Genomic DNA, 24,404 nt, shown 5'->3' on the forward strand with positions numbered 1-24,404 from the left:
CAGGCGTGCCGGGGCGCGCCCCACGTCAGACCGACGCCACCCACAGGCCGTCGCGGGCGCGGGTCATGGCGACGTACATCTCGCGCAGGCGGTACTCGCGGCGCTCGCGCTCGACCTCGTCGAGCTGCTCGGGCTTCTGCGTGAACCACGACGCGCGCACGTCGACGACCAGCACGTGCTTGAACTCCAGGCCCTTGGCGCGCTTGATCGTGCCGACCTTGACGGCGTCGACGGGCACGCCGTCGTAGCGCTCGAGGTTCACCACGGGGACGCCCGCGGCCTTCAGCGCCTCCGTCGCCTCCTCGACGCCGCGGCGCGACAGGGACAGCACGCCGACGTCGCCGTACCCGGTGCCGACCTGCCGCACGGCCTCCTGGACGCGCGCGACCATGCGGCGGGACCGGTCGGCGGGGTTCGAGCACCGCACGTACACGGGCTTGGCGCCGCGGCGCGGGACCTGGGTCGGGCGGTCGCCGCGGGCGGTGACGCCCTCGATGTCGGCGAACTCGTCGTCGGCGACCAGCATCGACGCGAACTGCAGGATCTCCGCGGTGTTGCGGTAGTTGACGTCGAGCACGGTGCCGCGGCCGGCCACGGACACGCCCGCCTCGGCCAGCGTGAAGCCGCCCGGGTAGATCGTCTGCTGGCCGTCGCCGACGAGGGTGAGCCCGTCGGGGGCGTCGCCGACGAGGGCGTGCAGCATGCGGATCATCACGCACGACAGGTCCTGCGCCTCGTCGACGACGACGGCCGTGTACGGCTCGGCCGGCGGCTGCCGGCGCAGCTCCGCCTCGGCGAGGGCGATCTGGTCGGCGAAGTCGTGCACGCCGCGCACGCGCAGCTCGGCGTCGTACGCCTGGTACAGGTTCCACACGACGCGCCGCTGCTGCGGGCCGAGCCGGTGCCGGCGGCCGAGCCGCGGCAGGTCCGCGTACTGCTCCCACCGGGTCAGGCCGCGGCCCTTGATGACGTGGATGACCTCGTCGTGCCAGTAGTCCTGCTCGTGGCGGTCGGTGTCGATGATGCTGCCGCCCGCGACGCGCCCCCAGGCCGTCGTCCAGGCCGAGGCGATCTGCTTGCCGTCGATGCGGCACGGCACGCCGCGCTCGTCGAGGATCCGCTTGGCGGTCTCGTGCACGCCCGCGAACTCGACGCGGTCGACGACGTCCGGCGCGAGCCGGGTCAGCGACTGGCGCAGCACGTCCGGCAGCGTGCGGATGTACGTGGTGACGAGCACCCGGCCCGCGCGCGTGCGCGCCAGGTACGCGGCGCGGTGCAGGCCCACGACGGTCTTGCCGGTGCCCGCGGCGCCGCGGATGCGCGACGGACCGTTGAACGAGCGCCGCACGATCCGCGCCTGCGCGGGGTGCAGGAACGCCATCCACTCCTCGACGGGCGCGGCCATGAGCCCCTCGAGGAGGGCGGCCTGGACGGTCGCCTCGTCGAGCAGGGGCTCGACGGTGAACGTGGACGGGTCGTCGGGGACGGGCGGGCCGGCCGGGACGACCTCGGCCGGCGCGGAGTCGGCCGGCGCGGCGTCGGGCGCCGGGCGCGGCGCCGGGACGACCGCGGACGGAGCCGGCACGTCGAGGAAGCGCCCGTCGGGACCGAGCGGTGCGTCGAGCGCGGTGAGGGGCGCGTCGAGTGCCGTCAACGGCGCGTCCAGCGCGGTGAGAGGTGCGTCGAGAGCCGTGAGCGGCGCGTCCAGGGCCGTGAGCGGCGCGTCGAGCGGCGTCGCGGGCAGGACCGGCTCGGGCAGCGTCGTGCTGACCGGCGCCGGCGCGCCGACCTGCCGGAACCAGGCGAGCGCGCGCGTCAGCACGGCGTCGACCTGCGCCGGCGTCAGGCGGTGCCCGTGCCGGGCGATCAGCTGCAGCGCGTCCCGCTCGCCGACGACGCGCACGGGGCCGACGCGCTCGTCGACGCCCGCGCGCCCGGCCAGCACCGCGACGGCGTGCACCTCGCCCGGGGCGAGGCCGACCTCGGCGAGCTCGCCCTCGGTGCGGTACGCGAGGTCCGCGAGGGCCATGAGGTCGTCCGTGACGTCGGCGTCGCCCCGGTGGATGCGGTCGCCGACGATCGACACGTCGGCCCACGCCTTGGTGTCGACGACGAAGACACCGCCCGGCCCGATGACGACCATGTCGACCTGCGCGCGGCGGCTGCCCGGCCACTGCCGGTCCGCGAGGAGGTGGTAGCCGGCGGCTGCCAGCGGTGCCAGTGCGCGCGCCGTGCGCTGCTCGGTGGCTGACGCGAGGCCGTAGCTCGCGGCCGTGCGGCGTGCGTCGGCGGCTGCCTTCTCGTGCGCGGTGGCCAGCAGCAGCTGACGCTGCGCCTCGCTCGCCGCGGAGTCCCCTGCGGGCATGTGGACGTCCCTCCCTGCTCGCCCTCCTATCGGCCGGCGAGGGGCCGAGCATGAGGACGACGGGCGGGGACCACCCGATCACCGCCGCGCCGGCACGGTCCCGGTGCGCGGGTCGGGCGGGCGGGCCGTCAGCTCGCGTCGCGCGACGTCGGGGGCGTGTCCGTGGTCGACGACGCCGGCGTGCTGGGCGGTGCGACGGATCCCGCCGCCGCACCGGCCTCGCCGGCCCGGCCGGTCGCGGGGGCGCCGCCGAACCGCGGCGACAGCGCGACCGCCGGCAGGAGCAGCAGCGCCGGGACGAGGAACGCCGGGCCGAGCCCCGGCCCCTCGGACAGCAGGCCGAGCACGACGGCGCCGAGCAGCGCGCCGACGTAGTTGAACAGGTTGATCCGCTGGATGACCTCGTCGAGGCGCTCGGGCGCGAGCTCGCCCGCCACGGAGAACGCCTGCGGCACGAGCGCGCCGACGCCGATGCCGGTGAGCGCGAACCCGACGATCGCCGCCCCCGTCGACGGCAGCAGCGCCACCATGCCGAGACCCGCGACGGCGAGCAGCACCGTGACGCCGACGACCTTGCCGCGGCCGAACCGGCGCACCAGCGGGTCGCCCGCGAGGCGCGAGACGAGCACGGCGCCCTGGTAGGCGGCGTAGCCGAGCGGCGCGACGGTGGCCGGGGCGTCGAGGCCGTCCGCCAGGTACACGGCGCTCCAGCTGCTCACGGCCGAGTCGGCGACGAACGCGACGGCGACCATCGAGCCGAACAGCCAGATGCCGGCGCGCGGCAGGGGCGTGCGGGCCGTCGTGCCCGTGCCGTCCGCACCCGCCGTGGCACCGCGCGCCGCCACGGCGGCGGCCGCGGCCTCGTCCGCGACGGCTCGCGGGATGAGGGAGCCGCGGATGCCGAGCGCGATGGCCGCCGCGACGGCGGCCGCCGTCAGCAGCGCGACGACGGCGCCGGTGGTGGTGCCGAGGTTGGCCAGCGCCGCCTGCGTCAGCGCCGCGAGGATCGCCGCGGCCGTGAGGCACGCGAACAGCGTCGACATGATCGAGCGGCCCGCGAAGCGCTGCAGCAGGACGCCCTGCATGTTGATCGACGCGTCGACCATGCCGAGGCCGATCGCGAAGACCGCGAACGCGCCGACGAGCGGCGGCACCGAGGTCGCCGTCGTCACGACCGCGAGCCCGACGGCCTGGGTCAGCAGACCGGCGACGAGCGCCGTGCGGCTGGACCGGCGCGTGGCGACCCTCTCCGCCGTCACCGAGCCCGCGGCCGCCAGCAGGCAGCCGAGGAGCAGGACGAACGAGATCGTCATGTCGTCGATGCCGGTGCGGGCCTTCAGCCCCGGCAGCGACGTCACGACCGTGGCGTACCCGAAGCCCTGCGCGGCGTACGCCGCGCCCACGGCGGCACGCGTCCGCCACGGCGCGGACGTCGTCGTGGTGACCGACATGTGGTGCTCCCCCTGCTCGTCGCCGCTGCCTGCGGCGCCCAGGGGAGGGTACGGGCTGGCGCGCGCGAAGGGGAGGGGGGTCACGCCGCCGTGCGGTCCACCTCCGCCAGCAGCACCGCGCCCAGGTCGTCGGGGCGCGAGAGCTGCGGCCAGTGCCCGGTCGGCAGGTCGACGTAGGTGACGTCCTCGACGGTGGCGAGCTCGGCGAGCCACGGCAGGCCGCCCTCGAGCAGGCGCCGCACCTCGGTGGCGGGGAACTCGCACGTCACGACCGTGACCGGCACGCGGTAGCGCGCCGGCGAGTCCGAGAGCTGCTGCGGGTCCGTCGCGACGCGCGCGGGCACGGGCCGGGCGACGGCGCGGAACCGCTCGCGCAGCGCGTCGTCGAGGCCGACGAGGTCGCGGTCCTCGAAGAACTCCCACGGCGGCAGCGGGATCGAGTCGCCCTCGGCCGGCAGCTCGTCGTTGATGACGCTGTCCTGCCCGGTCGGCCAGCTGTCGACGTAGACGGCCCGCGCGACACGGTCCGGCCGCGCGTCCACCGCGGCGTGCACGACCGCGCCGCCGCCCGAGTGGCCCACGAGCACGACGGGCCCGTCCACCGCGTCGACGAGCGCGACGACGGCGTCGACCCAGTCGCGCAGCCCGAGCGACGCGTGCCGCGCGACCTCCGAGCCGTCCTCGAGGCCCGGCGGCGTCACGGGGTGCACGCGGTGCCCCGCGGCGACGAGGGGCGGCGTGACCGCGTCCCACGACGCCGCGTCGAGCCAGAAACCGGGAACCAGGATGACGTCCATGGGGCGGACGTTACGGGCGGGCACCGACACGCCGGCCGGGGGCTCCACAGGCCCGCTGCCGAGCCGACCACAGCCCCGTCCGGCCGTGCCGTCCTCCCCGGGGCGGGACCGGTACGCGGTATGCGGTTGCAGCGACGCGTGACGATGGGCACCCTCACGAGGGACAGCCCTTCGTCCGATGAAGAGGTCATGGGCATGACGACCACGGGTGGCGCCGAGCGCGGGGCGCACGGACGCGTGACGACCGGAGCCTCGACGTGCGCGGAGGCGCACCGGCCGACCGCCGTCGTGCCGCCGCCCACGCGGCGGCACCAGGTCGAGCAGCAGCCGTGGCTCGCGCAGGTGCCCGCCGAGCGGCTCGTCGCCGCCACGCTGCGCGGCATGGAGCCGGAGGGGTGGACGTCGGTGCACGACGTGCACTGGCCCGGCCGGCCGCTCGCCAACATCGACCACGTCGTGGTCGGCCCGGGCGGCGTCGTCGTGGTGCACACCGAGTCGTGGGCAGGTGACCTCGTGGTGACCGACGGCGAGGTGCGCGTCGGCGAGCAGGTACGCACGCACCAGGTCGCGCGCGCGTCCGAGGCGGCGGCCGCCGTCACGGCGCTGCTCGCGCCGCGGCACCGCACCGCCGTCCGTGCGGCGCTGTGCCTGGGCGACCGCTCCGACGCGGCCGTGACCGCGGCCGGTGCGACGGTCGTCGGCCGCACCGCCCTGCCCGGCCACCTGCGGGGCCTGCCGCCGCGGCTCACGCCCGCCGAGGTGACGGGGCTCGTGCAGTTCCTCGGCGTGCGGCTCGGCGGCACGCAGAGCCCGCAGATGCTCACGACCGCGGCCCTGCAGCCCGGCTCCCGCGCGGCGCGCCGGCGGGCCGTCCGCGCGCGGGCCGAGGCCACGCCGACGGTCACGCACCCCGAGGCCGGGCGGCGTCCCGCGTCCCGGGCGCGCGGCCTGCTGCTGCGTGCGCTCGTCGTCGCGACGACCGCCGGTGCGGGCGCGCTCGCGTTCACCGCACCCATCCCGGGGTTCTGACACCCCGGCCAGGTCGCACCCCCGCGCGAAGCCCTCGGCGCGGCGGCACCCTCAGCGCGGCGGCACCCTCAGCGGGGCTCGGCGCCCCCGCGTCCCCGCCCCGGTCGCCGCATGGGACCCGCCGGCAGCGACAGCCGGCGCCCGTGCACCTGCGGCATCGTCCGCCCCGGCACCGCGTCGCCCGCCGGGCCGTCGTCGGCGCCCGGGCCGATCAGCGCGTCGAACACCTCCGCGGCGAGCGCGTCCGCCTCGGCGGACACCCGCACGAGCATGTCGCGCCGGACCGTCCCGCTGCGCACGAGCGCCAGGTCGAGCGCCTGGCGCAGGTGGTCGGCGCGGCCGTCCCACGCCTCGGCCTGCACGGGGTCGTCCGCGTGGCGGTCGGCCGCGAGCCGCGTCACCAGCTCGATCGTCGCCGCGACCTTGCCCTCGGGCGAGCGCCGCCTCTGCGCGGCGACCACCGCGTCGCTCCACGTCTCGACCCGGCGCCGCACGGGCCCGGCGACCTCCGGGTGTGCCCTCAGGTAGGCCGTGACCTGCCCCGACGCGGCCACCACCATCGGTCCGTACCGCCGCACCATCGCCCACAGCTGCTTGCCGTCGGTGGCCACGTGCACCTCCCGGGTCGTCCGTCGTCGTCCGTCGTCCTGCGAGATCCGTCCGCACCACCCTGCCGCGCCCCCGATGACTTCGCGCGTCGTCGGACGTCTGTCCCGGTACGCGCGCACGCCGGGTGCGCGCCGACCCCGGGAGGACCCCATGGCCGTCGTGCTCAACCCCTACCTCGGTTTCCGCGGCCAGGCGCGGGAGGCCCTCGACTTCTACGCGTCCGTCCTGGGCGGCGCGCCCACCATCTCGACGTACGGCGAGAACGGCATGGAGGGCGACGGCGTCATGCACGGGCAGCTCGACGTCCCGGGCGGGCTGACGCTCATGGCGTCGGACGCCCCGCCGGACATGCAGGTGCCCACGGAGTCGTCCGTGGCGATCTCGCTGAGCGGCGGCGCCGAGGACGGTGACACGCTGCGCCGCTGGTACGAGGGCCTGTCCGCCGGCGGGTCGAACGTGCTGCCGCTGGACCAGGCGCCGTGGGGCGACTGGTTCGGCATGTTCACGGACCGGTTCGGCACGAACTGGATGGTGAACATCGCGGGCGCGCCGCAGGAGGGCTGAGCCGTGGCGGCGCTCGTCCCGTACCTGACGGTGCACGACGCGGCCGCGGCGATCGACTGGTACGTCGCGGCGCTCGGCGCGGCCGAGACGGGCGAGCGGTACCCGAACGCGGACGGCTCGATCGGGTTCGCCGCGCTGACCGTCGCCGGCGCGACGTTCTTCGTCTCCGACGAGGCGCACGAGTACGGCGGGTACGCGCCGCGGACGGTCGGGCGCAGCACGGTCGCGCTGGTGCTGGAGGTGGCGGACGTCGACGCCGTGCACGCGCGCGCCGTCGCGGCGGGGGCGACGTCCGACCGCCCGCCCGCCGACGCGGGCGACGAGCGTCGCGGCTGGTTCGTCGACCCGTTGGGGCAGAGCTGGGCCGTCGAGCAGCGGGTGGCCGCGCACTGACGGAGCGCACGTCGAGGGGTAGCGGACCTACGACGGCATGTAGTACACCTACTACATGCCCACCGTCACCGACCCCGCGATCCACGTCGACGGCCTGCGCATGGCGTACGGCCGGCGCACGGTCCTCGACGGCGTCTCGTTCGACGTCGACCAGGGCGTCGTGGCCCTGCTCGGCCCCAACGGCGCCGGCAAGACGACGACCGTCGAGATCCTCGAGGGGTTCCGCCGGCGGGACGCGGGCACGGTGCGCGTCCTCGGCGCGGACCCGCAACGCGCCGACGAGACCTGGCGCGCCCGCGTCGGCGTCGTCCTGCAGTCGTGGCGCGACCACAAGCGGTGGCGCGTGCGCGAGCTGCTCGACCAGCTCGCCGCCGCCTACGCGCCGTACGCCGCCGCGCGCGGGCGGGGTGCGCACCCCACCGACCGGCTGCTCGCCCGCGTCGGGCTCACCGACGCGGCGGCGCAGCGCATCGGGACGTTGTCCGGCGGGCAGCGCCGCCGCCTCGACGTCGCCGTCGGGCTCGTCGGCCGGCCCGACCTGCTCGTCCTCGACGAGCCGACCGCCGGCCTCGACCCCGCAGCCCGGCGCGAGTTCCACGAGCTCCTGCACGAGGTCGTCGACGACGACGGCACGCTCGTCCTGCTGACGACGCACGACCTCGCGGAGGCCGAGGTCGTCGCCGACCGCATCCTGCTGCTCGCCGGTGGGCGCATCGTCGCCGACGGCAGCCCGGACGCCCTCGCGCGCGCCGTCGCCGGGCCCAGCGAGGTGCGCTGGTCGGCCGGCGGCGTGCGGCACGTGCACAGCACCGACGACCCGGTGGGCTTCAGCCGCGCGCTGCTCACCGGGCCCGACGCCGTCGACGACCTCGAGGTGCACCACGCGCGCCTCGAGGACGCCTACCTCGAGATCGTCCGCCGCCACGAGGCCGCGGACGCACCCGCCGCGACCGCCACGGGAGCCGTCCGATGAGCACGCCGACCGTCACCGCCGGCCCCCGCGCGTGGGCCGTCCGCCTGGGCCTGCGCCGCGGCGTCACCGAGTTCGGGCACATGCTGCGCACCGCCGAGGAGGTCGGCTGGAACGTCGTCATCGGCGTCGCCGTCCTCGTCTACCTGTGGACGCAGCGGGACACGCCGGTGCCGGGGGCCGACGGCCTCACGCTGCCCGAGCTCGCGCTCCCGGGGATCCTCGCGGCCACCATCATGTTCGGCATGACGATGGGACCGGCGTTCGCGCTCGCCACCGAGGTCGAGGACGGCACGGTGCTGCGCCTGCGCGCGGTGCCGCGCGGCACGACGACGTACTCGGTGGGCATGCTCACCGCCCAGGTGCTCGGCACGCTGCCGATGCTGGCGGTGCTGCTCGTGCCGTGGCCGTTCCTGCTCGGCGACCCGATGCACCAGGGGGCCGGCGGCTGGGCGGCGCTGGTGGGGTGGCTGCTGCTCGGCACGCTCGCGATGCTGCCGGTGGGCGTCGTGGCGGGTGCGCTGTGCGGGCGGCCCGCCCGCGTCGTGCCGTTCGTCGTCGCGCCGGTCGTCGTGCTCGCGTTCGTGTCCGGCGTGTTCGGGCCGCCGACCGGGCTGCCCGGGTGGGCGCAGGGCGCCGTGCAGGCGTTCCCCCTGTACTGGCTGGCGCACGGCCTGCGGTCGACGACGCTGCCGGCGGGCGCCGAGGCGCTCGAGCTCGGCGGTGCGTGGCACCCGGGTCTCGCCGTGGCGGTGCTCGCCGCGTGGGCGGTCGTCGGCGCGCTCGTCGCACCGCTGCTGCTGCGCCGCGTGACGTCCCGCCAGACCGCCGGCGCCATGGCCGCGCGCCTGCAGGCCCACCTGCAGCGGGCGGCCTGAGCGTGGCGGAGCCCGGCGGCGAGGCCGTCCACAACCGCATCGCCCTGCTGCGCACCGAGCGGGGCGTGAGCCGGCGCGAGCTCGCCGACGCCCTCGGGGTGCACTACCAGACGGTCGGGTACCTCGAGCGCGGCGAGTACGCGCCGTCGCTGCACCTCGCGCTGCGGCTCGCCGCGTTCTTCGACGTGCCGGTCGAGGTGCTGTTCTCCCTGACGCCGTTCCCGCGGATCGGCGCGCCGGCGACCGCGTCCGACGGCTGAGCCGCCGCCGTCCCGGGAGGTGACACGACCCGGCCCGGGCCGCCGTGGTGGCGGACCCGGGCCGGGCCTCCTCGTGCGAGCCGCGGTGCGGCCCCCTGCGTGCGACGCGCTCCGCCCGGTGCGTCCCCCGGACGGCGTGCGCGTCGCCGCGCGTCAGGCGGGCGTCACGCCGCGTCGTCCAGCGAGCGGACGTCGTCGTGCCGGCCCTTGCCCGGCCACCACGGCTTCCACGGCGTGCCCTGGTCGCCCGGGCCCGAGACGCCGTTGATCGCGGAGGTGTCCCGCGCGAGCGAGGCCGTGGCGAACGCGATCGCCTTCGTCATGATCCGCAGCGCCTCGGGATTCACGTTCGTGACGTCGTCGGCGGGGGAGTGGTAGTTGGGGTCGTGCGGGATGCCCGCCGTGCCGCCGAACAGCGCGACCTCCTCCTCCGTCTTGATGTCGTCGGCCCCCGTGAACAGGCCGGACGCCGGCACGCCGTTCTCGATGAACGCCTGGTAGTCGGACCGTCCGCTGAACTCGGTGTCGACCCACGGCTGCCCGATCGCGTCGAACCAGCCGGTGAGCACGTCCTCGGTCTCGGGCGACCCGGCCGGCACCTCGACGGGCGCCGGGTACGTCGACTGGTCCGCGTCGTACACGCCGATGACGTAGTTCGGCGAGCCGACCATGTCGAAGTTGAGGTACGTCGCGAGCCGGTCGAGCTCGCCCTGCTGCGTGGCCAGCTCCTCCACGTAGGCGGTGGAGCCGATCAGGCCGAGCTCCTCGGCGCCCCACCACGCGAAGCGCACGGTGTTGTTCAGGCGCTTCTCGCGGCCGAGCTGCACCGCGACCTCGAGGATCGCCGCGGACCCGGTGCCGTTGTCGTTGATGCCCGCGCCCTCCTCGACGCCGTCGAGGTGCGCGCCCAGCATGACGACGTTGTCGTCGCGGCCCGCGCGCGTCTCCGCGAGGACGTTGAAGCTCTCGACCTCCTCGGGGTGCACGCGCGCGTCGAGCGTCACCTCGACCGGGCCGGCGGCCGCGGCGGCGACGAGCGCCTGGCCGTCGGCCAGCGACACGCCCACCACGGGCACCGTGACGAGCCCCTCCTCGCCGAGCGTCCCGGCGACGATGCCGTCGACGTTGTTGTGCACGACGACGGCGACGGCGCCGAGAGCCTCGGCGGCCGTGGCCTTCGCGGAGAACGGGCAGTCGCCGCCACGGCTGACGACGGCGACGGCGCCGGCCGGGTCGGCGTCCCCCCACGCCTCGACGGTGCAGCCGAACGGGTCGTCGGGGACGGCGACCGGGGAGGTCAGCCCGCCCTCGGGGGTGCTGACGGAGAACTCCATCTGGTCGACCTCGTACGTCGCGCCGCCCGTCACCGTGAGGGTCGCCGCGTCGACGACCTCACGGTCGAACGTGAACGGGTCGCGCCACGTGCGGTAGCCGGCGCGGCGCAGCGTCCGCTCGACGTACCGCGCGCTCTCCTCGTAGCCCGCGGTGAGGGCGGCGCGGTTGCCGTCGTTGCGGTCCGCGATGCGCTGGAACGCGTCCAGGTGCCGCAGGACGGCACGCGAGCTGACCTGCTGCGCGAAGCGCTCGGGGCTGCCGTGCCGGCCGTGCGCGGCCGCCGGTGGTGCCAGGAGCGCGGTCACCCCGAGCGTCAGCGCGACCGCGCCGGCGAGGGTGGTGGTGGGACGTCGAGCAGACACGAGGTGCCCCCTTCTCCACGGTGAGCGGCGTCGGCCGGGCGGCCGGGCGCCGATGGTCACGTCGCCCGCCCAACGTAGGCGCCGGGTGCCCGAGAAGTCACGACATCGGATGACTTTCCTGTTACTTCCGTGTGACGGCGGTGCGGGCGCGCAACGCGGGCGGGGGGCGCCGGGCGGGCCCGGTGACGGACGGGTCCCGTGGCCGACGTAGCATCGCGAGACGTGACCACCCCCATCGCCACGACGCACGCCGGCTCGCTGCCGCGCACCCCCGAGCTCATCGCCGCCAACGCCGCCCGCGCCGCCGGCGAGCGGCGCGAGGACTGGGACGAGTTCCTCCGCGACCAGGTCGTCGCGCTGGTGCGGCGCCAGGTCGACCTCGGCATCACGGTGCCCGGTGACGGCGAGTACGGGAAGTCGATGAGCAGCACGCTCGACTTCGGCGCGTGGTGGTCGTACTCGTTCCAGCGCACCGGCGGGCTCGAGCTCGACACGTCGATGGCCTGGGCGACGGAGCGGCGGCTGTCCGCGCCCGGCGACCTGCGGACCACCGGCTTCCTGCACCGCCGCGACCAGCAGCGCTTCACCGAGGCGTACCGCGACCCCGACTCCGGCGTCATGTCCGGCGAGGCGCCGACGACGTTCGTCAAGGCGACCGGCCCGCTGACGTACACCGGCCAGGAGGCGATCGCCGCCGACGCCGCCCACCTGCGCGCCGCCCTCGACGCGACGGGCGCGTCCACCGGCTTCCTCACCTCGATCGCCCCCGGCTCGGCCGCGCGGCTCGCGAACGAGCACTACGCGACCGACCGCGAGTACCTGTTCGCGTGGGCCGACGTCCTGCGGGAGGAGTACCGCGCGATCATCGACGCCGGGCTCGTGGTGCAGGTCGACGACCCGTCGATCGCCGAGAACTGGGACCAGATCGAGCCGGAGCCGTCCGTCGACGACTACCTGGCGTTCACCGCGCTGCGCGTCGAGGCGCTCAACCACGCGCTGCGCGACCTGCCGAAGGACCGCATCCGCTTCCACCTGTGCTGGGGCTCCTGGCACGGCCCGCACACGACCGACCTGCCGATGACCGACATCGTGGGGACGATGCTCGAGGTCCACGCCGGCGCGTTCTCGTTCGAGGCCGCCAACGTGCGGCACGAGCACGAGTACCGCGTCTGGGACGACGTCACGCTGCCCGTCGGCGCCGTGATCCTGCCCGGCGTGGTCTCGCACGCGACGAACGTCGTCGAGCACCCCGAGCTGGTGGCGGAGCGGATCGAGCGGTTCGCGACGCGCGTCGGGCCCGAGAACGTCGTCGCGTCGACCGACTGCGGCCTGGGCGGACGCGTCCACCCGCAGATCGCGTGGGCGAAGCTCGAGGCGCTCACGGAGGGCGCCCGGATCGCGTCGGCCCGCCTGACCTGACGCCGGCCCGCTCGACCTGACGTCCACGCCCCCTCCCCACCCACGCCGATCCGCCCCACCCGCCCCCCTTCGGCCCCTCCCGTCGAGTGCGGTAGTTCGCACCGAGCGCGGGCGTTGCAACACCCGCACTCGGTGCGAACTACCGCAGTCGGTGGGGCGGTGGTCGTGGGTCGGGCGGGCGGGATCGGCGGGGTGACGGGAACGCGGTGGGACCGAGGTCCGGGGGTGGCGGCCGGGTGGCGGGGTGGGATGGGGGCGTGCGTGCGACGCCCGTGTACTACTACTCGTCCGCCAGCGGGCTCGTGCGGTCGTTCGCGGAGCGGCTGGACAGGCCGGCGTTCGACGTCGCCGTGCGCGAGCACCGGCGCAGCGAGGTCGACGCCCCGTGGGTGCTGCTCACGCCGTCGTACACGACAGGCAACGAGGCGAACGACACGATCCCCGAGGGCGTGCGGCGGTTCCTGCGCTCGGCGCGCAACCGGCGGCTGCTCGTCGGCGTGATGGGGTCGGGCAACCGGAACTTCGGGCGGTACTACCAGCACGCGGCACGCGAGATCGCGGCCCGGTCCGGGCGGCCCGTGCTGTTCGAGTTCGAGGTCGCCGGCACGCCGTGGGACGTGGCGGAGGCCCGGCGGCTGCTCGAGGACCTCGACGCGGCGCTGGCGGCCCGGCACGCGTCGTGACGCCGCCGGGCGCGCAGCGGGTGCGCGCCCGGCCGCCGACGCGCAGGGTGGAGGCATGACGGGGACGACGTGAGCGGGCACCACGAGCCGTGGGGCGACGAGCGGCGGACACGTCAGCTCGCGCGCGTGCTGACGTGGCTGGGGGTCGTCGTCGTGCTCGGCGCCGTCTTCGGCCTCGTGTACGTGCTGGCGAGCTGACCCGACGGCGGGCCGGCCGTCACGGACGCGGTGCGCCGCCCCGGTCGGTGACGACCTCGGGCGCGACGGGCACGTCAAGGAGCCGGAAGTCGTCGTCGAACGCGATGCCCGTGCCGGCCTGGAAGACGACCGTGTCGGCGTCCAGGCGCGGGTAGACGAACGAGTACGTGCGGGTCTGGCCGCCGTCGATCCACGCGCCGGCGTCGAGGTCGGAGGCGGTGAACCACTCGCCGTCCGGCCACGTCTCGTCCGCGCCGACCATGTAGTCCAGCGGGAACAGCCGCGACGCGCCCTGCAGCACCGTGCCGCGGGCGGTGATGTCGTGCGGCGTGACGGTGTCGCCGCCGCGGTGCGAGGAGAAGCCGCGCAGGAAGCTCACGGCCCAGCCGAGCCCGTCCTCCTCGTCGGCCGCGTGCACGGTGAGGTCCACGACGACGTGCCCGTGCACCCGGCGCGCGGACGCGTCGACCTCCCACGCGCGCGCCCAGTTCTCCACCCGCAGCGGTGTGCCCGCGGTCCCGACGTGCGCGTCGAAGGGCGGCAGCTCGCCGGCGGTCGTGACGTCGGTGCGGGTCACGACCGTCGACGTCAGCGACACGGTGACGCGGCGGTTGAGCGCGCGGTCCTCCTCGGTGCCGTTGTCGGCGACGGGCTCCTGCTCGCCGCGCCCCTCCACGCGCACGGGGTACGCGGACGCGTCGACGTGCGCGCCCAGCGCGTCCGCCACGGCCTGCGCGCGCCGCCGCGAGAGGTCGAGGTTGTAGGCGTCGTCCGCCTGGTCGTCGGTGTGCCCGACGACGTCGACGGTGCCGGGCTCCCGCTCGGCGAGGCGCTGCGCGACGAGCGCGACGGCGTCCGCGGCCTCCGGCGTCAGGTCGGCCGAGTCGAACGCGAACAGCACGTCCGAGCCCAGCGTCACCTCGACGCGCTCGGTGGACTCGGTGGTCCGCACGGCGCCGTGCAGCTCCGCGCTCGTCGACTCGAGGGGGAACGTGGGGGCCGCGACGACGGCGTCGAGGTCGAGGACCTCGGGCGGCTCCGCGTCGTCCGCGGGGGCGGACGCCGACGGGCTCGCGGACGCCGTCGCCGACGCGCTCGCGGCGGCCGAGGCGGCGGCCGCGACGTCGTCCGGGTGCGCGCCCGACGGCACGTCGCCGTCGACGATCGGGACCTGCGCGAACAGCGGCGCACCGGGCACCAGCAGCGACAGCGCCTCGACGTCGGCCGGCGGCGCCGCGAACGGCATCTGCAGGCGGGTGCCGCGCTCGCTGCGCACCCAGTCCCACTCCTCCGGCGCCACCACCGGCTCGCCCTCGGCGTCCGCGCCGACGTGGTGCGCGACGTCGTTCTCCAGGTCGAACAGGCGCACGTTCACGGGGTGCGAGCCGTCGGCGACGAACGAGGTGACGCCGAACCCGGAGAGGGTCACGTAGCCCTCGTCCCCGACGCCGTCGACCGGCACGAAGTCCACGGTCAGCACCACGTGCTCACCTGCGCGCACCAGCGGATGCACCCGCACCTCCAGGTCGACGCCGCCCGCCGGGATGACGGCCGTGGCGACGACGTCCTCCGGCTGCGGGCCGGGGTCGGCGCTCGCGGACGCCGACGGCGTCGGGTCGGCGCCGCCCGTGCAGGCCGCGAGCGCGGCGGCGGGCAGGACGCCGGCGAGCAGGGCGCCGACGACGGCACGGAGGGGGTGGTGCAGGCGCACGGACGGGCTCCAAGGGGGTGGGGCGGGGCCCATGGTGCCCGATGTGCCCGCGCTCCCGCGTCCGGCGTCCGGGTGGGTGCCGGGTGCGACGTGCGCACGGCGGCGGGTCAGCGGCTCGTGACCGTCCAGCGGCCGGCCGTCAGGTCCTGCAGCCGCGGCAGGATCGTGTCGGCCGCGACCCGCAGGCCGTCGTGCAGGAACTCGTTGGTGATCCACACCTGGCTGCTGCCGAGGCCGTCGGCGGTGCGCAGCGCGAGCTCGAGGTCGACGTACGGGTCGTCGACGTACTGCACCGCCGCGACCGGGACCTCGTTCGCGGCCAGCCGCTCGACGTCGTACAGCTCGGGCCAGTCGGTGCGCGCCGCGAGCTCCTCCGCCGCGCCGCGGAACGGGCGCAGCGCCGGGACCTGCGCGTACATCCACGGGAAGATCGCCTCCCCGGTGAGCAGCAGCGGCCGCGCGTCCGCGGCGAACTCCGGGTGCCGGGCGTGCTCGGCGGCGGCGGCCCAGCCGGGCTCGCGCGGGCCGGAGTGGTAGATGACCTCCTGCAGCACCGCGTACAGCGGGTTGGCGTCGAAGCCGGTGCGGGCGGCGACGTCGGCGAGCAGGTGGTGCGCCGGCTCGCCGCGGCGGTCGAGCGCCGTCTCCAGCAGCCAGTGCAGGGCGTCGACGCCGGTGCTCATGCCCAGCGGCATGCCGAGCGCCTGCAGCCGCTCCACCGTCAGCTCCTCGCCGGTCGGCAGGACGACGCCCCCCGCGGCGACCCGGTCGGCGAGCGCGTCGAGCGCCGGGCCGTCGTCGGGGAACGCGCGCCGGAACGCCCGGTTGCGCGCCTCCTGCCGCGGGTACGTCGCGCGGTAGACGTCCTCGGCCGTGGCGCCGACGGGCGGCAGGCCGCCCGTGACCCAGCACGCGTCGAGCGCCTCCGGGTGCCGGGACAGGTACGTCAGCGTCAAGAAGCCGCCGTACGACTGCCCGAGCGTCGTCCACCGCCGGCCGCCGTACACGGTGCGCCGCAGGGCCTCCGCGTCCTCGACGACCGCGTCGGCGCGGAAGCACGCGAGGTAGGCGGCGGCCGTGGCGGCGTCGTCGAACGCGGCCACGTCGACGCCGTCCACGCGTCCCGACCGGCCGGTGCCGCGCTGGTCGAGCAGCACCACGCGGTGCGTACGCAGCAGCGTCGACCACCAGCCGCCGCCGGGCATCGGCCGCGGCGACTGCCCGCCCGGGCCGCCCTGGAGGAACAGCACGAGCGGCAGGTCGTCGGCGTCCTTCGCGGGGTCGACGACCTCGCGCGCGAACACCTCGAGCGTGCCGAACCGGTGCGGGTCCGCCCGGTCCACCGGCACCTCGACGCGGTGCTCGCGCACCCCGAACCCGGTCATCGCGTACTCGTCCACCGCGCCACCCTACGAGCGGCGGGCGCGGTCCCCGCGGTGGCGGGGCGGTGGCGTCAGGACGAGCGGGCGACGAACCCGTCGCCGTCCGCGACGACGTGCCACCGGCGGACGTCCTTGCCGGTGCCGTCACCGGTCTTCTCCTGCAGGACGGCGTCCCGGTCGCCCGCGGTGCCCTGACCGCGGACGACGTGCTCGCCGGTGCGGCCGCGCACCCGCAGGGTGACGGTGCCGGCGAAGTCGCCGATGGCGGCGGGCGCACGGCCGTCGACCTCGAGGACCTCGTAGGGGACTGCGGACACGACGGGGTCGACCGTGTGGTGCGTCATGCTGCTCCGATCGGATGCCGTGCTGCTCACGGCGGTGGGTACGGGCGTGCGGGACGCCGGCGTCCGTGCCGGGGCGCGACGGCGTCCCGGTGCGGACGGCGTCGTCGGGTCGTGCGACCAGCGGCTGTGACGTGGAGCACAGCGACCGTAGCGCGTCCGTGCCCCGCCTGCTAGGGCGCGCCACCTGCCCACCTCGACCCGCCGGACCGACCACCGGGCCCCGCCTCACCTCGCCGCCACCGCGCCCGCCGTCCCCGCCGAGCGCGGTACGTCGCACCGAGCGCGGGTGGTGCACCGCCCGCACTCGGTGGCACGTGCCGCGCTCGGCGAGGGGGCGCAGGTGCCGGTCGCGCGCGCCGGGGTGCCGGGGGAGGCGACGCGAGGTCAGGGGACGCGCGCCAGGACGACCTCCTCCAGGGCGGCGCGAAGCGCCGGCGGGAGCGGCAGGGCGGCCAGGTGGGACAGGCGCACGTGCAGCGGGCGGTCCGCCGTGAGCACCTCGAGCGCGCGGCGCTTGAGCTCGTAGCCCGCCTGCGCGGCGTCGAGCACGCGGTGCAGGCGCCCGTGGACGTCGTTCGGCCGCAGCGCCGGCGCGGCGCCGAGCCCGACGCGGAGCACCGCACCGACCGGCACGTCGGCGACGGTGACGCGCAGGTGCCCCTCGGCGGTGCGCGCGACGACCGGCTCGACGGCGGCCCCCTCGACGACGGCGGCCGGGGAGACGCCGTCGGCCACGGACAGGAACGTCGCCGTCCACGTCCGCGCGGCCGGCAGGAACGCGGTGGCACCGGTCGCCTGCCCGACCGTCAGCGTGCCCGCCGCCTGGTCCCACGCCAGGGGTGTGCGCGCGACGTGCGCGTCGTCGAGGCCGTCGCCCGTGCCGTCGTCCTCGACGAGCGTGAACGCGCCGTCCGCGCCGACGACGACGAGCACCTCGAGGGCCGTCGGCTCCACCGGGTCGTCGCCCGGCACGTCGGCGGCGTCGAGCGGCACGAGCGCCCCCGCCGGCGCGAGGACCGGCACGGTCGTCAGGTCGCGGTGCAGGACGAGCTCGCGGCCGCCGTCGTAGACGAGGCCCGTCAGGACGTCGACCCACACGCCGTCGGGCAGCCACGCGGGCACCGCCGCCGTCGCGGACGCGCCGTCCCGCGGCGACGTCACGGGCGCGACCAGCAGCGACGACCCGAAGAGGAACGCACCGGGCGCGTCGTACGCCTCGGGCTGCCGCGGCCACCGGTGGTACAGCGGCGTCACGAGCGGGACGCCCTCGCGGGCCGCGCGGTGGTTCATCGTGTGCAGGTACGGGACGAGGCGGTGGCGCAGCCGCAGGTACTCGGTCTGCACCGCCGCGTGCTCGGGCGCGAAGGCCCACGGCTCCTTCGTCATGAACGGGTTGTTCGACGAGTGCAGGCGCAGCACCGGCGAGAACACGCCGAGCTGCACCCACCGGGTCGCGAGCTCGTCGTCCTTCGCGCCGAACATGTGCCCGCCGACGTCGTGGCTCCACCAGCCGTAGCCGACGTTCGCGGCGGTCGCGGTGAACTCCGGCTGGAACGCGAGCGACGCCCACGACACCACCGTGTCCCCCGAGAAGCCGACCGGGTACCGGTGCGAGCCCGGGCCGGCGTACCGCGAGAACGTGAGCGGGCGCCGCCCGTCGCGCCCGCTGTCGAGGAAGTGGACGTGGTTGAGCATCCACAACGGGTCGATGCCCGCGACGCGCGAGTGGGACCCCTGCTGCCAGTCGATCCACCAGAAGTCGACGCCCTCGGCCTCGAGCCCGTGGTGCAGCACCTGGAGGTACGCGGTGAGGAACGCCTCGTCGGTGACGTCGAACGCGACGGGGTCGCGCGTCGACGCGTCGAGGCCGAGGGCCGCGCACATCGCCGCGTACGCCTCCTCGTGCGGGCCGACGCCGTCCGCCGGGTGCACGTTGAGCGTCACGCGCAGGCCGCGGGCGCGGACCTCGGCGAGGAACGCCGCCGGGTCGGGGAACAGCTCGCGGTCCCACGTGTACCCCGTCCACCCGCTGCTGATCGACGGGTCGACGTCCGTCACGTGCCAGTCCATGTCGAGCACCGCCACCGAGAACGGCAGGCCGGCCGCACGGAACCGCGCCAGCAGGTCGAGGTACTCGTCGGCGGTGTAGCGGTGGTAGCGGCTCCACCAGTTGCCGAGCGCCCACCGCGGCAGCACCGGCTGCGGCCCCGACAGCGCGTACAGGGCGCGGACCGCCTCGGCGTGGTCGTGCCCGTACGCGAAGACGTACAGGTCGGTGCGGCCGGGCTCGCGCGGCGCGACCCAGCCGTCGGCGGTGAGCAGCAGGGACGACGAGTCGTCGATGACCGCGTACCCGTTGCGGCCGGCCACGCCCGGCTCGAGGGGCACCGGTCCGTCCGCCTCGTCGAGCGTGCGGGCCGTCCCGCCGAGGTTGCGGCCGTCGTCGTCCTGGCCGTACCGCCACACCGAGTGCCAGCTCGTCACCGCGCCGAGCACCGCGACGGACAGCCCGCTCGTCGTGAACGGCCCCCTGTCGTACGTCAGGCGCAGGCGGCGCGTGACGACCTCGAGGTGCGTGCCGCGGTCGACGACGCGGAACTCCGGCACGGGCTGGCGGCGGTGCAGCGCGAACGTCGACGCGCGGTCCTCGAACACGCCGTCCGGGGAGTGCTCGAGCCGCAGCAGGCCGTCGGTGAGGACGGTGATCCGGTAGCGGTCGCCCTGCACGACCGCGGCGGGGTCGGCGACCGGGTGGGCGAGGAGCGTCGGCAGCGGCATGCGTCCATCCTTCGCGCGCGGCCGCGCACCCGCACACCGGGCGCGCGCGGCCACCCGCACACCGGGCGCGGCGCGGCCGGTGCGGGACGGGGAATGGTGCGTCCGTGCGGGCGCGTTGACACCGGCATGCCTCTCACCGGTGAGTACGCCCCGAGCCCCAGCACCTTCGCCCGCGACCAGGCCGAGCGCTACGAGGCCTCCGGCGGCACCGAGGCCGCGACGCTGGAGGGACGCCCGATCATCGTCCTGACGACCGTGGGCGCGCGGAGCGGCAAGCTCCGCAAGACGCCGCTGATGCGCGTCGAGCACGACGGCGAGTACGCGGTCGTCGCGTCCAAGGGCGGCGCCCCCGAGCACCCCACGTGGTTCCACAACATCGTGGCGCACCCGCGCGTCGAGCTGCAGGACGGCGCCGTGCGCAAGGACTACGAGGCGCGGATCGTCACGGGCGACGAGCGGGCCGCCTGGTGGGAGCGTGCGGTCGCGACGTGGCCGGCCTACGACGACTACACGCGCCGGACGGACCGCGAGATCCCCGTCTTCGTGCTCACGCCCGTCGACTGACCCGGCGGCGGCCACATCGGGACGCACGACGCGCCCGGACGCACGACGCGCCCGGTCCCGTGCGGGGCCGGGCGCGTCGCGCTGTCGGGGGTCGGTCAGGCGTGCCCGTCGACCTGCCCGGCCGCGGGACGCGCGACCGCGCGCCCCGCGATGCTGGACACGAGGTCGTTGAGGTCGAGCCCGGTGAGGGACTTGATGACCTCCTGGCCCTCGCCGAGGACCTGGCCGACCGTCCGCGTGACGGCCGACGCGCCGTCGGTCGAGACGACCGTGAGCTGGTCGATGCCGCTGATCGGCTCGGCCGCGGCGCGGACGATCTCCGGCAGCAGCGCGATGACCTGCTGCGCCAGGACGGCCTCGCCCTGCTCGCGCAGCGCCTCGGCCTGGGCGCGGGTCGCCTCGGCGGCGGCCAGGCCCTCGGCTCGGGCGGCCGCGGCGCGCGCCAGACCGAGCGCCTCGAGCGCCTTGGCCTCGGCGAGCTGGCGGTCGCGCTCGGCGTTACCGGCGCGGACGGTCGCCTCGGCGGCGGCCTCGGCGTCCTGCACGGTGGCGGTCTTGTTGGCCTCGGCGATGCGCATGCGCCGGAAGGCCTCGGCCTCGGTGCCGGCGTTGGCGGCGTCGCGCTCGGCGTTGGCGCGCTGGACGGCGGCGTACGCGGCGGCCTCGGCCGGCTTGCGGACGTCGATGTCGAGCTGCTCCTCGGTGACCTTCGCCTTCTCGGCGAGTGCCTCGCGCTCCTGGGTCGCGACGAGGCGGTCCTGCTCGGCGCGCGCGAGCTGGCCGGCGGCGTTGGCCTCGGCGTTGGCGCGGTCGGTCTCGGCCTTGATGCCGGCCTGCTTGAGCGCGAGGTCGCGCTGGCGCTCGGCGATCGACTCCATCGCCTGGATCTTCGCGAACTCGGAGACCTGCTGGGCCTCGGCCTCCTTGACCTCGGCGACCTGCCGCGCGCGGGCGGCCTCGGCGCGCCCGAGGTTGGCGAGGTAGTCGGAGCCCGGCGTCGAGATGTCGGAGATGTTGAGCAGGTCGACCTGCAGACCCTGCTCGGCGAGGTCGGACTTGGTGGAGCTGACGACCGCGTCCTGCAGCGACTTCCGGTCGCTGATGATCTGCTCGATCGTCATGTCGCCGATGATCGCGCGCAGCGAGCCCTCGAGGGACTCCTTGATGACGTCGTTCAGCGTCGCCTGCTGCGAGAGGAAGCGCTGCGCGGCGCGCCGCACGCCCTCCTCGTCACCGCGGACCTTGAAGTTGATGGACGCCTTGATGGCGAGCTTGATGCGGTTGCGGTCGACGCCCTCGACGGTGATGCCGATCTGGCGCTGCTCGAGCGAGATCGGGAAGCCCTGCTGCAGGACGGGCCACACGAACACGCGGCCGCCGACGACGACGCGCTGCCCGGCGTCCGCCGCGGCGGCCTTGCCGGCGCCGCGCCCGACGATGACGAGCGCCTCGTTGGGCGGCACCCGGCGGATGCGCTTGGTGATGAGCGCGATGACCGCGACGAACGCGATGACCAGCGCGGCGACGGCCAGGACGGTCGTCCCGCCCTCGATGAACTCGAACATGGTGTCCCGGCCCGGCCGGGCTCCTTCCGCTGGGTGCCGTGTGGTGGTCGTCCGTGCTGCCGGGCCGCGGCGGTCGCGCCGGCGCGGCCGGGGTGGGGCGGGTGGTGCGGGCTCAGGCGCGCGTCACGCGCACCCGGGAGCCGGAGACCGCGACGACGACGACGCGCGCGCCGGCCTCGATCTCGTCGTCGGCCCAGGCGAGGCGGCTCTCGAGGTCGCGGACGCCCTCGAGCCGGACCTCACCGCCGCCGGGGCCCGTGGTCGCGGTGGTCACGCCGAACGCGCCCTCCAGCGGCGGCGGCGGGGCGTCCTCCGTCGCGGACAGGTTGCGGATGAGCAGCTGCGCGACCACGACGGCGAGCGCGGCGAGCCCGACCGCGAGGACGTACGCCCACACGAGGTCGAGCTCGGACGACAGCGCGATGACCCCGCTGGCGCCGAACACGACGGCACCGGCGCCGACCGCGATGCCGGAGACGCCGCCCTGGCCGATGTCGAACGACTCGAGGAGGTCGCCGAACACGAGCGACGCGAGGAGCACGACGAGGCCGACGGCACCGATGACGAGGAAGACGGTCACGTAACGGGTCCCTCCGGTGGTGGTGGCGGCCAGTATGCCGGAGCATGCCCCGCGCCCGGGCGGCCGGGACCCCCTGTGGGCAGGGCGTTCGGGTGACGGAGGCTGTGGTCGGTTCGGCGTCCCCGGGCCTCGCGGGCCGGTGGTCGTCCAGGTGCGGAACACTCACGGGTAGTTGAGAGTTCAACTGCGATGACAGCCCCGCGCGCACCGCGCGACCCACCGAGCGACGAGCAGGCAGCCATGACCACCACCCCCTTCGAGATGGGCCTCGACACCTTCGGGGACATCCCCACCGACGACGCCGGCGTGCGCCTCACCGACGGCGCCGCGATCCGCCAGGTGGTCGACGAGGCCGTGCTCGCCGACCGGCTCGGCGTCGACGTCTTCACGGTCGGCGAGCACCACCGCGCCGACTACGCGATCTCCGCCCCCGAGGTCGTGCTCGCGGCGATCGCCGCCCGCACCGAGCGCATGCGCGTCGGCACGGGCGTCACCGTGCTCAGCAGCGACGACCCCGTGCGCGTCTACCAGCGGTTCGCGACGCTCGACGCGATCGCCCCGGGACGCGCCGAGGTCATCCTCGGCCGCGGCTCGTTCACCGAGTCGTTCCCGCTGTTCGGCTACGACCTCGCCGACTACGACGTGCTGTTCGAGGAGAAGCTCGAGCTCTTCACGCGCCTGCGCACCGAGCAGCCCGTGACGTGGACCGGCGCCGTGCGCGCGCCGCTGCGCGACGCCGACGTCTACCCGAAGACGGAGTCGGGGAGCATCCCCACGTGGATCGGCGTCGGCGGCACGCCGCAGTCGGTCATCCGCGCCGCCCGGTACGGCCTGCCCGTCATGCTCGCGATCATCGGCGGCGACCCCGCGCGCTTCGCGCCGTACGTCGACCTGTACCGGCGCGCGGCCGACCAGCTCGGCACGACGCCGCACGCGCTCGGCATGCACTCGCCCGGCTTCGTCGCCGACACCGACCACGACGCCGCGGAGATCCTCTTCCCGCACTTCAAGGAGAACCGCGACCGCATCGGCGCCGAGCGCGGCTGGCCGCCGCTGCGCCGGTCCGACTTCGTCGCCGAGATCCAGCACGGGTCCCTCTACGTCGGCTCGCCCGAGACGGTGGCGCGCAAGATCGCCGGCGCCGTCCGCACGCTCGGCGTGCGCCGGTTCGACATGATCTACACGGCCGGCCCGCTGCCCGCGTCCGCGCGGCTGCGCGCCGTGGAGCTCTACGGGTCGCAGGTCGTGCCCATGGTCAAGGAGATGCTGGGGGAGGCCGCGTGACGACGGTCGGGATCATCGGCGCCGGCAAGGTCGGGACCGTGCTGGCGCGCCTCGCGGTCGCGGCCGGCCACCGCGTCCTCGTCGCCGGCTCGGGCGACCCCGAGCGCATCCGGCTGGTCGTCGAGGTGCTCGTGCCGGGGGCCCAGGCGGTGACGGCCGCGCAGGCCGCCGACGCCGACGTGGTCGTCCTCGCCGTGCCGCTGGGCCGCTACCGCGAGCTGCCCGCGCGCGAGCTCGCCGGCCGGCTCGTCCTCGACGCCATGAACCACTGGTGGGAGGTCGACGGCCCGCGCGAGGACCTCACCGACCCCCGGACGTCGTCGAGCGAGATCGTGCAGGCGTCCCTGCCCGGCGCACGCGTCGTGAAGGCCTTCAACCACATGGGCTACCACGACCTCGAGTCCGGGGCCCGGCCCGCCGGCGCGTCCGACCGCCGGGCGATCGCGGTCGCCGGCGCCCCCGCGGACGTCGCGCGGGCCGCCGCCCTCGTCGACGAGCTCGGCTTCGACCCCGTCGTCGCCGGCGACCTGGCCGCGGGTGTCGCGCTCGAGCCCGGCAGCGAGGCGTTCGGTGCGAACGTGGGGCGGGAGGAGCTGGAGCGGATGATCGAGCGGTTCCCGACCAGCCCGCGCGGCCGGCTCGTCGCCGCGGCGCGTGCCGGGAGCGACGCGGTGGCGGGGGAGGGCGGGCGCGCGTCGGCGTGACGGCGTCGGCTCGGCGCGTGGACGGCCCGGTGCGTGGACGGCCCGGTGCGTGGACGGCTCGGTGCGTGGACGGCCCGGTGCGTGGACGGCTCAGTGCGCCGGACGGCCCTCGGCGGCGGCGCGGACGACCCGCTCGACGCGGGCGGCCCGCGTGGCGGGGCGGCGCGCCTCGGCGAGCC

Annotated in this window: 24 protein-coding genes; 13 read left to right on the plus strand and 11 right to left on the minus strand. The window is 76.0% G+C overall.

Annotated elements, in window-relative coordinates:
* Positions 1-25: 25 nt before the first annotated feature.
* The 3 genes from AB6N23_RS03890 to AB6N23_RS03900 form a co-directional block, all read right to left on the minus strand.
* Positions 26-2,365, minus strand: coding sequence for a UvrD-helicase domain-containing protein (locus AB6N23_RS03890; RefSeq protein ID WP_412864784.1), 2,340 nt, complete (start codon positions 2,363-2,365; stop codon positions 26-28).
* Between the two features lie 128 nt (positions 2,366-2,493).
* Positions 2,494-3,900: an MFS transporter gene (locus AB6N23_RS03895; protein WP_412864785.1), complete on the minus strand. Its 1,407-nt coding sequence runs from the start codon at positions 3,898-3,900 to the stop codon at positions 2,494-2,496.
* Positions 3,897-4,613 (minus strand): alpha/beta fold hydrolase, encoded by a 717-nt coding sequence (locus AB6N23_RS03900; RefSeq protein ID WP_412864786.1) that lies wholly within the window; start codon positions 4,611-4,613, stop codon positions 3,897-3,899. Before AB6N23_RS03900 ends, AB6N23_RS03895 begins: the two co-directional genes overlap by 4 nt.
* Before the next feature lie 195 nt (positions 4,614-4,808).
* On the opposite strand from AB6N23_RS03900, the gene AB6N23_RS03905 reads away from it, so the two are divergent.
* Positions 4,809-5,642, plus strand: coding sequence for an NERD domain-containing protein (locus tag AB6N23_RS03905; RefSeq protein WP_412864787.1), 834 nt, complete (start codon positions 4,809-4,811; stop codon positions 5,640-5,642).
* A 68-nt stretch (positions 5,643-5,710) separates the two neighbouring features.
* On the opposite strand, the gene AB6N23_RS03910 is transcribed toward AB6N23_RS03905, so the two are convergent.
* Positions 5,711-6,253: a hypothetical protein gene (locus tag AB6N23_RS03910; RefSeq protein WP_412864788.1), complete on the minus strand. Its 543-nt coding sequence runs from the start codon at positions 6,251-6,253 to the stop codon at positions 5,711-5,713.
* 148 nt (positions 6,254-6,401) lie between these two features.
* On the opposite strand from AB6N23_RS03910, the gene AB6N23_RS03915 reads away from it, so the two are divergent.
* From AB6N23_RS03915 to AB6N23_RS03935, 5 genes are read left to right on the plus strand one after another with little or no spacing between them, the layout of a single operon-like run.
* On the plus strand, positions 6,402-6,815 hold the full coding sequence (locus AB6N23_RS03915) for a VOC family protein (RefSeq protein ID WP_412864789.1): 414 nt from the start codon (positions 6,402-6,404) through the stop codon (positions 6,813-6,815).
* Between the two features lie 3 nt (positions 6,816-6,818).
* Entirely contained in the window at positions 6,819-7,208 is a 390-nt protein-coding gene (locus tag AB6N23_RS03920) for a VOC family protein (protein WP_412864790.1), read from the plus strand.
* Between the two features lie 55 nt (positions 7,209-7,263).
* A complete protein-coding gene (locus AB6N23_RS03925) occupies positions 7,264-8,181 on the plus strand; it encodes an ABC transporter ATP-binding protein (RefSeq protein WP_412864791.1) in 918 nt (305 codons plus the stop codon).
* Positions 8,178-9,056, plus strand: coding sequence for an ABC transporter permease (locus tag AB6N23_RS03930; RefSeq protein WP_412864792.1), 879 nt, complete (start codon positions 8,178-8,180; stop codon positions 9,054-9,056). The genes AB6N23_RS03925 and AB6N23_RS03930 overlap by 4 nt, the downstream gene beginning before the upstream one ends.
* A 2-nt stretch (positions 9,057-9,058) precedes the next feature.
* Entirely contained in the window at positions 9,059-9,316 is a 258-nt protein-coding gene (locus tag AB6N23_RS03935) for a helix-turn-helix transcriptional regulator (RefSeq protein WP_412864793.1), read from the plus strand.
* Positions 9,317-9,480: 164 nt separating this feature from the next.
* On the opposite strand, the gene AB6N23_RS03940 is transcribed toward AB6N23_RS03935, so the two are convergent.
* Positions 9,481-11,013 carry a M20/M25/M40 family metallo-hydrolase gene (locus AB6N23_RS03940; protein WP_412864794.1) on the minus strand — a complete coding sequence of 511 codons (1,533 nt, stop codon included), beginning with the start codon at positions 11,011-11,013 and terminating at the stop codon, positions 9,481-9,483.
* A 222-nt stretch (positions 11,014-11,235) separates the two neighbouring features.
* On the opposite strand from AB6N23_RS03940, the gene AB6N23_RS03945 reads away from it, so the two are divergent.
* From AB6N23_RS03945 to AB6N23_RS03955, 3 genes are all read left to right on the plus strand, one after another.
* The gene (locus AB6N23_RS03945) at positions 11,236-12,432 is read left to right on the plus strand and encodes a cobalamin-independent methionine synthase II family protein (protein ID WP_412864795.1); all 1,197 of its coding nucleotides are present in this window, start codon (positions 11,236-11,238) and stop codon (positions 12,430-12,432) included.
* 257 nt (positions 12,433-12,689) lie between these two features.
* The gene (nrdI, locus tag AB6N23_RS03950) at positions 12,690-13,115 is read left to right on the plus strand and encodes a class Ib ribonucleoside-diphosphate reductase assembly flavoprotein NrdI (protein WP_412864796.1); all 426 of its coding nucleotides are present in this window, start codon (positions 12,690-12,692) and stop codon (positions 13,113-13,115) included.
* A 69-nt stretch (positions 13,116-13,184) separates the two neighbouring features.
* On the plus strand, positions 13,185-13,313 hold the full coding sequence (locus AB6N23_RS03955; protein WP_412864797.1) for a hypothetical protein: 129 nt from the start codon (positions 13,185-13,187) through the stop codon (positions 13,311-13,313).
* Between the two features lie 19 nt (positions 13,314-13,332).
* Here the strand turns inward: AB6N23_RS03955 and AB6N23_RS03960 are convergent, their stop codons facing one another.
* The 3 genes from AB6N23_RS03960 to AB6N23_RS03970 all read right to left on the minus strand — a co-directional run bounded on the left by AB6N23_RS03960 (position 13,333) and on the right by AB6N23_RS03970 (position 16,750).
* Positions 13,333-15,024 (minus strand): OmpA family protein, encoded by a 1,692-nt coding sequence (locus AB6N23_RS03960; RefSeq protein ID WP_412864798.1) that lies wholly within the window; start codon positions 15,022-15,024, stop codon positions 13,333-13,335.
* Between the two features lie 107 nt (positions 15,025-15,131).
* A complete protein-coding gene (locus tag AB6N23_RS03965; RefSeq protein WP_412864799.1) occupies positions 15,132-16,424 on the minus strand; it encodes an alpha/beta fold hydrolase in 1,293 nt (430 codons plus the stop codon).
* Positions 16,425-16,477: 53 nt separating this feature from the next.
* Positions 16,478-16,750, minus strand: coding sequence for a hypothetical protein (locus tag AB6N23_RS03970; protein WP_412864800.1), 273 nt, complete (start codon positions 16,748-16,750; stop codon positions 16,478-16,480).
* Between AB6N23_RS03970 and AB6N23_RS03975 the strand changes: the two genes are divergently transcribed.
* On the plus strand, positions 16,749-16,880 hold the full coding sequence (locus tag AB6N23_RS03975) for a hypothetical protein (RefSeq protein WP_412864801.1): 132 nt from the start codon (positions 16,749-16,751) through the stop codon (positions 16,878-16,880). The two genes, AB6N23_RS03970 and AB6N23_RS03975, sit on opposite strands and share 2 nt — an antisense overlap.
* A 254-nt stretch (positions 16,881-17,134) precedes the next feature.
* Here AB6N23_RS03975 and AB6N23_RS03980 read toward each other — a convergent pair whose 3' ends face one another.
* Complete coding sequence (locus AB6N23_RS03980) at positions 17,135-19,528, minus strand: glycoside hydrolase family 31 protein (RefSeq protein ID WP_412864802.1); 2,394 nt, start codon at positions 19,526-19,528, stop codon at positions 17,135-17,137.
* Between the two features lie 126 nt (positions 19,529-19,654).
* Here AB6N23_RS03980 and AB6N23_RS03985 point away from each other — a divergent pair, with 126 nt between their 5' ends.
* Entirely contained in the window at positions 19,655-20,092 is a 438-nt protein-coding gene (locus AB6N23_RS03985) for a nitroreductase family deazaflavin-dependent oxidoreductase (protein WP_412864803.1), read from the plus strand.
* 95 nt (positions 20,093-20,187) lie between these two features.
* On the opposite strand, the gene AB6N23_RS03990 is transcribed toward AB6N23_RS03985, so the two are convergent.
* Positions 20,188-21,657 carry an SPFH domain-containing protein gene (locus AB6N23_RS03990; RefSeq protein ID WP_378198915.1) on the minus strand — a complete coding sequence of 490 codons (1,470 nt, stop codon included), beginning with the start codon at positions 21,655-21,657 and terminating at the stop codon, positions 20,188-20,190.
* A 112-nt stretch (positions 21,658-21,769) separates the two neighbouring features.
* Positions 21,770-22,237 (minus strand): hypothetical protein, encoded by a 468-nt coding sequence (locus AB6N23_RS03995; RefSeq protein WP_412864804.1) that lies wholly within the window; start codon positions 22,235-22,237, stop codon positions 21,770-21,772.
* Positions 22,238-22,477: 240 nt separating this feature from the next.
* Between AB6N23_RS03995 and AB6N23_RS04000 the strand changes: the two genes are divergently transcribed.
* Both AB6N23_RS04000 and AB6N23_RS04005 read left to right on the plus strand, forming a co-directional pair.
* A complete protein-coding gene (locus AB6N23_RS04000) occupies positions 22,478-23,521 on the plus strand; it encodes an LLM class flavin-dependent oxidoreductase (RefSeq protein ID WP_412864805.1) in 1,044 nt (347 codons plus the stop codon).
* Entirely contained in the window at positions 23,518-24,225 is a 708-nt protein-coding gene (locus AB6N23_RS04005) for an NADPH-dependent F420 reductase (RefSeq protein WP_412864806.1), read from the plus strand. The genes AB6N23_RS04000 and AB6N23_RS04005 overlap by 4 nt, the downstream gene beginning before the upstream one ends.
* The last annotated feature ends 179 nt before the right edge of the window (positions 24,226-24,404 follow it).

Origin of the sequence: Cellulomonas pasadenensis, assembly GCF_047229365.1 — a bacterium.
Classification (GTDB): Bacteria; Actinomycetota; Actinomycetes; order Actinomycetales; family Cellulomonadaceae; genus Cellulomonas.

Excerpts from the sequence above, each read along its gene's own strand:
- AB6N23_RS03990 (WP_378198915.1), bottom strand. The coding sequence starts at position 21,657 with ATGTTCGAGTTCATCGAGGGCGGGACGACCGTCCTGGCCGTCGCCGCG.
- AB6N23_RS03970 (WP_412864800.1), bottom strand. The coding sequence starts at position 16,750 with ATGACGCACCACACGGTCGACCCCGTCGTGTCCGCAGTCCCCTACGAG.
- AB6N23_RS03980 (WP_412864802.1), bottom strand. The coding sequence starts at position 19,528 with ATGCCGCTGCCGACGCTCCTCGCCCACCCGGTCGCCGACCCCGCCGCG.
- AB6N23_RS03890 (WP_412864784.1), bottom strand. The coding sequence starts at position 2,365 with ATGCCCGCAGGGGACTCCGCGGCGAGCGAGGCGCAGCGTCAGCTGCTG.
- AB6N23_RS03985 (WP_412864803.1), top strand. The coding sequence starts at position 19,655 with ATGCCTCTCACCGGTGAGTACGCCCCGAGCCCCAGCACCTTCGCCCGC.
- AB6N23_RS03925 (WP_412864791.1), top strand. The coding sequence starts at position 7,264 with ATGCCCACCGTCACCGACCCCGCGATCCACGTCGACGGCCTGCGCATG.
- AB6N23_RS03905 (WP_412864787.1), top strand. The coding sequence starts at position 4,809 with ATGACGACCACGGGTGGCGCCGAGCGCGGGGCGCACGGACGCGTGACG.
- AB6N23_RS03915 (WP_412864789.1), top strand. The coding sequence starts at position 6,402 with ATGGCCGTCGTGCTCAACCCCTACCTCGGTTTCCGCGGCCAGGCGCGG.
- AB6N23_RS03975 (WP_412864801.1), top strand. The coding sequence starts at position 16,749 with ATGCTGCTCCGATCGGATGCCGTGCTGCTCACGGCGGTGGGTACGGGC.
- AB6N23_RS03930 (WP_412864792.1), top strand. The coding sequence starts at position 8,178 with ATGAGCACGCCGACCGTCACCGCCGGCCCCCGCGCGTGGGCCGTCCGC.
- AB6N23_RS03900 (WP_412864786.1), bottom strand. The coding sequence starts at position 4,613 with ATGGACGTCATCCTGGTTCCCGGTTTCTGGCTCGACGCGGCGTCGTGG.
- AB6N23_RS04000 (WP_412864805.1), top strand. The coding sequence starts at position 22,478 with ATGACCACCACCCCCTTCGAGATGGGCCTCGACACCTTCGGGGACATC.